This is a genomic window from Streptococcus sp. HMSC034B03 (genome assembly GCF_001838575.1).
In the GTDB taxonomy this organism is placed as follows: Bacteria; Bacillota; Bacilli; order Lactobacillales; family Streptococcaceae; genus Streptococcus; species Streptococcus anginosus.
The window spans coordinates 48556-56794 of the sequence record NZ_KV837632.1 but is presented as its reverse complement, the minus strand read 5'-3'; the positions used below and the strand labels follow the sequence as shown (position 1 = coordinate 56794).

Genomic DNA, 8239 nt, shown 5'->3' with positions numbered 1-8239 from the left:
CTAAAGTCAATAGAGCTTCTCCAAACTACTGCATCTTATAATCATGACTATGTAAACAAAGCTGAGCACTTTTGTCTCTGCTTCAATGTAGACCGAAAAAGTAGACACTGCTATCAGTTTTTATATTTTTGTGCCATACGTTCAATCATTTCTGTTATTTGCACACGAATCTTTGTTGGCTCCAGCACTTCCACATTGTCTCCAAAAGAGAGAATATAGCAGTACAGACTATAATCATTTGGAATTTCTATATCTACATACAAATTTCCTTGCTCATCTTCTTTGACTGGACAATCCAGTTCATCATATACTCTAAAAGCAACTTTTTTATTAAATTTCAGCTTGACTCGTACGACCTCTTCTAATCGCGCTTCTTTTCCCAAGCTAACATTGTCAAAGTTATCTGCAAAATGTTGTGGTAAAAGCTTTAGCTGGCTTATGCGAGAAAGTTTAAAATAACGAAAATCATTTCGGACTAAGCAAAATGCATAAAGATACCAGGATTGTCCTTTAAAAAGCAGGCGGACTGGTTTTGCTTGACGCTGGGTGCACTCTTCTTTGTTGCTAACATACGAAAAGGAAATCACTTGCTTTCTGATGATTGCATTTTTCAAATTCTGAAATAGCTCTTCATATTTCTTGCTATTGGACCAGCTGGTAAAATCTACTTCTATCCAGTTTGGTTGGTTCAATTTAAATAAAGCCGATAGTTTGGTCAAAAGCTCGTTTTCATGCAGAAGACCCGTAACCCCTAATCCTTGTAAAGCAACCAACAGTTGCTCTTTTTCCGATTGATTAAGCAAAGAACTATTTAGGACAAAATCCTCCGTCAGTCGAATGCCTCCGTCTCTGCCTTGTGTCGTGTAAATTGGAATACCTGCGCTGCTAAGTCGGTCAACATCTCGATAAATCGTTCTAACAGATACTTCAAATTGTTCTGCCAGCTCCTTCGCTGTAACGTTATCCCTTTCTAAAAGAACATACACTATTCTAAATAATCTACTCTCTGTCATAGACCGTGCCTTTCCATGAACACCTTATCTCAATTTCTCTAAAATCTTTTGAAAAGTCTCTTGATTGCTCTGCCAGTATAATATATCAGGCACCTTTTTAACTTCTGTCCACATAAAATCAATGTGCTCATCAGAAATACGAATATCTTTTTGCTTTGTTTCCACAAGAAAAAGTGTTTTAAAAATGGTCAAGTCTTCATCAATAACAACTGTGTGATGACCGACTTGCAACAGTTTTGTTAGCTCGATTTCCAGTCCAGTTTCTTCAAAAATCTCACGAATACAAGCTATTTCAGAACTTTCACCATTTTCAATGCCACCAGTAATCGGTTGCCAGAAAGAAAGTTGTTCAGTTTTAACTTTTAAGAGCAAAATTTCCTTAGCAATCGGGTTATAAATCCAGGCTTCAATGGAATATTTCATCGCAGTAGTCCCTTAGATTTCACTTTTTCTCAATTGGTGCAACACTTGCCAACAGTTTCTTTAATCCAACCTCTGGGAAATTGATTTTCAATTCTTGGCTACTATCGCTGCCTGACACTTCCAATACCGTTCCGTCTCCCCATTTTTTATGGTGAGCAATATCACCGATAGCCCAATCAATAGTCGGCTGATTAGCAGCTACATTCTTACCAAATGGCAACTGGCTAGAGGAAATGCTGCTCGGTGCAGCTTGCCGCTTGCGTTCTTGTAATGCTTGAGCGAGACTCATTCCTTGACCAAACTGAACAGCTTTGCCATTCACATAGGAAGCTTTAAAGGATGTATTAGCAGGTCGAGCCAAGCCTTGATAATCTAGCAAGCTTGAGCTAATTTCATTGAGAAAACGAGTTGGACGATTGTAGTTGGTTTTTCCGTATAGTAGGCGCGAGTTTGCATTGGTTAGGAACAAGACTTTTTCAGCACGAGTAATTCCAACATAAGCCAATCGACGCTCTTCCTCTAGCTCGTCTTCATCTTCAGCCGCGCGACTAAGTGGGAAGACATTTTCTTCCATACCGATAATGAAAACCACTGGAAATTCTAACCCCTTGGCAGCATGCAGTGTCATAAGTGTCACTTCCGAACTTTCCTGATCACCATCATCTGTATCCGCAATCAAAGCCAAATCATTGAGAAAACGGCTAAGTCTGTCTAAACCAGTCTCTTCAGTATCATTTTCTGAATCTTCGTCAAAATTCTTAGTAACAGAAAGAAATTCTTCGATATTTTCAATCCGAGCCTGACTTTCCAGCGTAGCTTGAGCTACTAATTGCTCGGTGTAACCAGTCCTTTCAAGCACCAGCTCTACCAATTCTGTCACGGTCAATTCGTCCAATTGCTCGCGCAGATTCAAAATGAGATTGGCAAAGTCAAAAACAGCCTGAGCAGCTTTCCCCTTAACAAGTGAGAGCATAATCTGCGAAGAAGCATCCAAAAGAGACATCTCTTGACCAGCTGCAAAATTACGAATTTTCTCCACTGTACCCGGTCCGACTCCCCGCTTGGGCTCATTGACCACGCGCTCAAAACTAATGTTGTCGCTAGTGTTAGCAATAAGATTGAGATAGCTGATGACATCCCGAATTTCCTTACGGCTATAAAACTTAGTCCCCCCCACCATGGTGTAAGGAATATTAGCTTTGAGGAGAGCTTCCTCAATATTCCGAGATTGGGCGTTGGTTCGGTAAAGAACAGCAAAATCCCGATAGACATAGTCAGATGTGCTAGATAGTTCATCAATGGTTTTAGCTACAAAGAGAGCTTCGTCTTGCTCATCATTAGCCCGATAATAAACAATATCTTCACCATCAGCATTTTGTGTCCAGAGATTCTTTGGACGGCGGTTGCGGTTGTTTTTGATCACATCATTAGCAGCTTGCAGAATGGTCTTAGTTGAGCGATAATTTTCTTCCAAAAGAACAACTTTAGCTTCAGGATAATCCTTTTCAAAATCCAAGATATTTTGCATATCAGCACCTCGCCAGCCATAAATAGACTGGTCGGCATCACCAACTACACAGATATTTTTAAAGCGTGAAGCCAACAGTTTAACTAGTTGGTACTGAGCGTGGTTCGTATCTTGATACTCGTCCACATGGATGTATTGATAGCGCTGCTGGTAATAAGTCAACACATCTGGATTTTTATCAAAAAGGCGCAAGGTCAGCATGATTAAGTCATCAAAGTCCATCGCTTCTGACTGACGGAGTTCTTTTTGGTACATCTCATAGCACTTCGCCACAATCTCTGTATACATGTCTCCTGCTAAAGCTGCATAGGCCACTTCATCAATCAAATCATTTTTCGCATTGGAAATCGTGCCTAAAATAGCTCGTTCATTCCACTTTTTAGGATCTAAATTGAGCGTTTTAAGAATTCGTTTCATCAGAGTCCGTTGCTCACTAGGATCGACAATCGTAAAATTGCGGTTATAGCCAATATGGTCAGCTTCCCTACGCAAAATCCGCACGCACATCGAGTGAAAAGTCGCAATCAAGCAATCTTCTGTTGCTGGATTGAGAGTATAAGCACGCTCCTTCATCTCACGAGCTGCTTTATTGGTAAAAGTAATCGCCAAGATATTCCAAGGATTGACTAACTTTTCATCAATCAAATAAGCAATACGGTGAGTTAGGACACGGGTTTTCCCAGACCCAGCTCCTGCCATAATCAGCAAAGGGCCTTCCGTTGTTTGAACTGCCTCCGCCTGACGGTCATTCATACCAGTTAATAAGGGATTCATCTTTTTTCCTCTTTCAAAGTCAATGACTCTATTATAACAAAAATCATCCATAAGCTAAACCAGAAAGGAGAGACTTTCTATCATTTCTTCCCTTATAAACGTTTGAAAAATCAATAAAAAAGCGTTATAATAAACATTCTGAAAGGAAAACGCATGAATAATCCAACAAAGAATCTTAAACTCGCAGAGCGTGGCGCTATCTTAGCCATTCTAGCCTATATCGTTTTATCCATTGCTAAAATCATTGCCGGATCTGTCTTACAATCCTCCAGTTTGACAGCCGATGGTTTTAATAATGTTTCGGATATTGTTGCTAATATTGCCGTTTTGATAGGACTTCGTATGGCACGCAAGCCAGCTGACACGGACCACAAATTTGGTCACTGGAAAATTGAAGACTTAGCTAGTCTTGTCACCTCTCTTATCATGTTTTTTGTCGGATTTGATGTTTTGATTGATACCGTTCAAAAAATTATTTCTCGCCAAGAAACAACTATTGATCCTTTAGGCGCTATCGTCGGGATTATTTCCGCCTTAGTCATGACAGGAGTGTATTTTTACAATAAAGCTTTAGCAAAAAAAGCACAGTCTAAAGCGCTTGATGCTGCTGCCAAAGACAATTTATCTGATGCTATTACTTCGCTTGGCACAACCATTGCAATCATCGCAAGCGCTTTAAATTTCCCGATTGTAGATAAATTGGTCGCTATCGTTATTACCTTTTTCATCCTTAAAACAGCTTACGAAATTTTCATGGAATCTTCTTTTAGTTTATCAGACGGCTTTGATGAAAATCTTTTAAAAGAATACAAAGAAGCCATTTTAGAAATTCCCAAAATTTCCCGTGTTAAATCTCAAAGAGGGCGGACTTACGGTAGCAACATCTACCTTGACCTCATTTTAGAAATGAATCCTGACTTATCTGTCTATGAAAGTCACGAAATTGCCGATCAAGTTGAAAATATGCTCAAAGAACGCTTTGGTGTCTTTGATATTGACATCCACATTGAACCTGCTCCTATCCCTGAAGATGAAATATTGGACAATGTTTATCGAAAGTTATTTATGAGAGAACAATTGGTTGAGCAGGGAAGCCAATTAGAGGACTTACTAGCGCCTGAATTTGTGTACATTTCCCAAGACGGTTGCCAAATGAACAAAGAAGAATTTCAAATCGAAAAAGGAAAGCAATCTCCTATCAAAAATTTCCAATTAACTTCTATCAGTCAAAAAACCAAACTAATTTGCTACGAAGAAGACGGGATTATTCATACCAGCCTTTGGCGTCGTCACGAAACATGGCAAAATATTTTCCACCAGGAAACACGAAAAAACGAGAGCGAACAACAGTCGTAATTCCATAGAAATCGGCTTTGTTATTTCACTCCCACAAGGCTAACAAGGAGTTTTGCTATAAAAAACAAGGCTGAGATAAAAATATTCTCAGCCTATTTTTTTAGGAATTTATCAGTAAAGCAAACTAATTTGTCCCCCGTTTCTCACAATCAATAAATCATAAAACCCAAAGCCCTCACTAAGATGATACTACTAGTGAAAACTTTGGGTTTTATCTTTACTTCTTCTGTGGGGGCTGATGCAACAATCAGATGTTCTTTCATTTTTTGACTTCATCTGTCGCAATATCCTCACCAAACCATTTGTTTGCTATTTTTTGAAATTGACCTGTTTGATATAATTTTTTGAATGCTTGGTTTATGTTTTCAACGAGCTGCTTATCCGTTTTTCTAGCACCAACCGCAAATGATTCGCTATCAAATCCGGCTGGGAAAACATAATAATCCTGCAAAATCCCCTCTTCTTTTAAATAATAATTGGCATAAACTCGGTCAATCAACAATCCATCAATCCGGCTATTTTGCAAATCAATCAACGCCTCTGTAAAACTTTGATATTGAGCAGCTTTATGATTTTTAACTAGATTCTTCAAAAGATCCGGATGAGCTTCAAACTCATCGTAACCCGAAGAACCCGTCTGAGCACCAAGAATTTTATCCTTCATGTCAGCTGTTTTTGCAATGTTCGATGATTTTTTAGTAACCAGTACTTGTTCATTTTTCATATAAGGAATGGTGAACTGTACTTTCTTTCGTCGATCATCAGTTGCCGAATACCCATTCCAGATAAGATCAATCGTTCCATTTGTGAGCTCAGTTTCTTTCATGTCCCAATCAATCGGCTGCCAATTCACTTTTATCCCATATTCTTTAAAAACAGCATTTGCCAAATCAATATCAAAACCAGCATATTGACCATTTTTTCGCTCAAATCCCATAGGAACAAATGTATTGTCAAAACCAATAGTAATGCTCTTTTTTTGTTGGTATTTTGACCAATTATCTACTTTAGGGTTGCTAACATTGCTACAAGCTGTAAGGAGCAAAAAAGAATCAAACCACAGATCGCAAGAACATAACGTTTTATCTTCATATTCTCCTCCTATTTAGGCTGAACTTTAAGAATCGTATCTGCGATATTTTCCGCAAACTGCAAATCATGGGTCACTACAATTTGCGTCATTCCTAGCTCACGATTCTGAAGAATCAACTTTTCAACTTCAAGACGCAATTCCGGATCCAATGCGGAAGTTGGCTCATCATAACCGATAATTTCTGGGTCAATCATCATCGCACGAGCTAATGCTACACGTTGTTTTTGACCACCTGATAAAGAATAAGGATAAGCATTTACATGTTCTGCTAACCCCAATCGGGTCAATAAGCTAATTGCTTTCTTTTCTGCATCCTCTTTTGCGACATTTTTTGTTTTAATGGGTGATAAAGTTAAATTCTCAAGAACCGTTAAATGTGGAAATAGCTGAAAATCTTGAAACACAAATCCCAATAAATTACGTTTTTCAAGTTCATCCAAGGGCAGCTCTTCTCCATTATAAATAATGTCACCCGAATCAATTGTTTCCAAGCCAGCTAACATCCGCAATAATGTCGTTTTCCCGCCGCCAGACGGTCCTACAATGGCAAGGATTTGCTTTTCTGGCACCTTTAAATTCAAGTCGGAAATAATTTGCTTTTCGCCAAACCTTTTGCTAATATTCTTTAATTCTAACATAAGCGCCTCCTACTTATAATAGCTATATCTATTTTCAACTTGCTTCGATACAATCGTCACAAGACCGATCGAGATAAGGTAGATAGCCCCCGCTATAAACATCGGTGCTAAACTCGCATCACGATTGGTTGCAGTCCGACTAGCCAAGATTAAGTCGGAAACACCAAGCGCATAAACAAGGGATGTATCTTTTACCAACGTCATTACTTCATTAAAGACACTAGGAAGCACCACTTTGACAACTTGCGGTAAAATGATAAACCGTATCGTTTGAAATGGTGTAAACTTCAAAACCTTAGCCGCCTCATATTGTCCTGCAGGAATAGATAAAATCCCACCACGGAAAATTTCGGCGAAATAAGCAGCATAATTTAGCGTGAATGCTATGATAGCTGCTGGAAGCCGATCCAAACGTACACCAATACTTGGCAAAACATAATAAATAAAAATTAGTTGTAACAAAAGAGGTGTACCGCGCATAATCCAAATATAAATATTTATAAGCCAATGAAGCAGCTTAAAGTGGATTTGCATTAAAAAGGAAATCACAATTCCAAGTGGTATGGATAAAACTAAGACTAAAACAAATACTTGCAAAGTCACCAATGCGCCATTTAATAAGCTTGGTAAAACTTCAAAAATATAGTTCATGCGTACACCTCCTAAATAAATATTTATCATTATATCAAAAATTTTTATATTTTCAACATCTTTTTGCAAATATATCCATAAAAATTTAATAATTACCGCAAAAACTTCCTTTTCTAAAGAATAAAAAAACAAAATAGTTGAACTACTTTGTTTTAATAAATCCAAATTGATTAAGCGGGAGTACTCTAAATGAGATGACTCCTTTAATTTGTTTCTCTGTAATCAAGCCAAACTTCCGACTATCTTCCATATCTTGCCGATTATCATTCAGAATCAGATATGACTGCGCTGGAATTTTATTTGCATTCGATTTAGTTAATGTCTGAATGGTGAAATCATGAGTAAAATAACCCGTACTAGTAGCTTTTGCTAAGTACTCTTCCTTAGCCTTCGTTAAATAATCTTCTGACTTGATTTTATTATTTAAGTAAAGAACATCATCCATATAAACAACGGAGTCATTTTCTAGACCAATGACACGTCCGACATGCTCTTTTCCCTTCACCTCGTACAAGACAAAATCATCTCTTTTGATTGCTTCATTTTTATTGGCAATAACAACATCTTTATCTTGCAAAAAATGATTCGCATCTTTTGCAGTAATCCTGTATGGTGTAAAAATAAAAATTCGCAAACAAGCAATGATTATCACAACAATAGATAAAAAAATAACATTCCTAATTAAATCTCTTTTAACCATAGTCTCTCCTCTTCTTCTACTCATTATATCATGTTTTCAGAAAATAAACAAAGGTAGGAAAGT

Annotated in this window: 8 protein-coding genes; 1 reads left to right on the top strand and 7 read right to left on the bottom strand. The window is 37.9% G+C overall.

Going from position 1 to position 8239, the window contains the following annotated elements; all coding sequences use genetic code 11:
• Nucleotides 1–113: 113 nt before the first annotated feature.
• From HMPREF2634_RS05040 to pcrA, 3 genes are read right to left on the bottom strand one after another with little or no spacing between them, the layout of a single operon-like run.
• A complete protein-coding gene (locus HMPREF2634_RS05040) occupies nucleotides 114–1013 on the bottom strand; it encodes a helix-turn-helix transcriptional regulator (protein WP_021001813.1) in 900 nt (299 codons plus the stop codon).
• A gap of 24 nt (nucleotides 1014–1037) precedes the next feature.
• Nucleotides 1038–1436 (bottom strand): NUDIX hydrolase, encoded by a 399-nt coding sequence (locus HMPREF2634_RS05035; RefSeq protein WP_003032515.1) that lies wholly within the window; start codon nucleotides 1434–1436, stop codon nucleotides 1038–1040.
• Nucleotides 1437–1455: 19 nt separating this feature from the next.
• Nucleotides 1456–3738, bottom strand: coding sequence for a DNA helicase PcrA (gene pcrA / locus HMPREF2634_RS05030; RefSeq protein WP_021001814.1), 2283 nt, complete (start codon nucleotides 3736–3738; stop codon nucleotides 1456–1458).
• 153 nt (nucleotides 3739–3891) lie between these two features.
• Between pcrA and HMPREF2634_RS05025 the strand changes: the two genes are divergently transcribed.
• Nucleotides 3892–5094 (top strand): cation diffusion facilitator family transporter, encoded by a 1203-nt coding sequence (locus HMPREF2634_RS05025; protein WP_021001815.1) that lies wholly within the window; start codon nucleotides 3892–3894, stop codon nucleotides 5092–5094.
• Between the two features lie 259 nt (nucleotides 5095–5353).
• Here the strand turns inward: HMPREF2634_RS05025 and HMPREF2634_RS05020 are convergent, their stop codons facing one another.
• The 4 genes from HMPREF2634_RS05020 to lepB all read right to left on the bottom strand — a co-directional run bounded on the left by HMPREF2634_RS05020 (nucleotide 5354) and on the right by lepB (nucleotide 8176).
• Complete coding sequence (locus tag HMPREF2634_RS05020; protein ID WP_070836369.1) at nucleotides 5354–6157, bottom strand: amino acid ABC transporter substrate-binding protein; 804 nt, start codon at nucleotides 6155–6157, stop codon at nucleotides 5354–5356.
• A gap of 38 nt (nucleotides 6158–6195) precedes the next feature.
• Nucleotides 6196–6825, bottom strand: coding sequence for an amino acid ABC transporter ATP-binding protein (locus HMPREF2634_RS05015; protein WP_003042623.1), 630 nt, complete (start codon nucleotides 6823–6825; stop codon nucleotides 6196–6198).
• Between the two features lie 9 nt (nucleotides 6826–6834).
• The gene (locus HMPREF2634_RS05010) at nucleotides 6835–7476 is read right to left on the bottom strand and encodes an amino acid ABC transporter permease (protein WP_041784120.1); all 642 of its coding nucleotides are present in this window, start codon (nucleotides 7474–7476) and stop codon (nucleotides 6835–6837) included.
• Nucleotides 7477–7618: 142 nt separating this feature from the next.
• A complete protein-coding gene (lepB, locus tag HMPREF2634_RS05005) occupies nucleotides 7619–8176 on the bottom strand; it encodes a signal peptidase I (protein ID WP_021001818.1) in 558 nt (185 codons plus the stop codon).
• Between the last annotated feature and the right edge of the window lie 63 nt (nucleotides 8177–8239).

Coding starts and splice junctions, on each gene's coding strand:
- pcrA (WP_021001814.1), bottom strand. CDS start 3,738: ATGAATCCCTTATTAACTGGTATGAATGACCGTCAGGCGGAGGCAGTT.
- HMPREF2634_RS05010 (WP_041784120.1), bottom strand. CDS start 7,476: ATGAACTATATTTTTGAAGTTTTACCAAGCTTATTAAATGGCGCATTG.
- lepB (WP_021001818.1), bottom strand. CDS start 8,176: ATGGTTAAAAGAGATTTAATTAGGAATGTTATTTTTTTATCTATTGTT.
- HMPREF2634_RS05040 (WP_021001813.1), bottom strand. CDS start 1,013: ATGACAGAGAGTAGATTATTTAGAATAGTGTATGTTCTTTTAGAAAGG.
- HMPREF2634_RS05015 (WP_003042623.1), bottom strand. CDS start 6,825: ATGTTAGAATTAAAGAATATTAGCAAAAGGTTTGGCGAAAAGCAAATT.
- HMPREF2634_RS05035 (WP_003032515.1), bottom strand. CDS start 1,436: ATGAAATATTCCATTGAAGCCTGGATTTATAACCCGATTGCTAAGGAA.
- HMPREF2634_RS05025 (WP_021001815.1), top strand. CDS start 3,892: ATGAATAATCCAACAAAGAATCTTAAACTCGCAGAGCGTGGCGCTATC.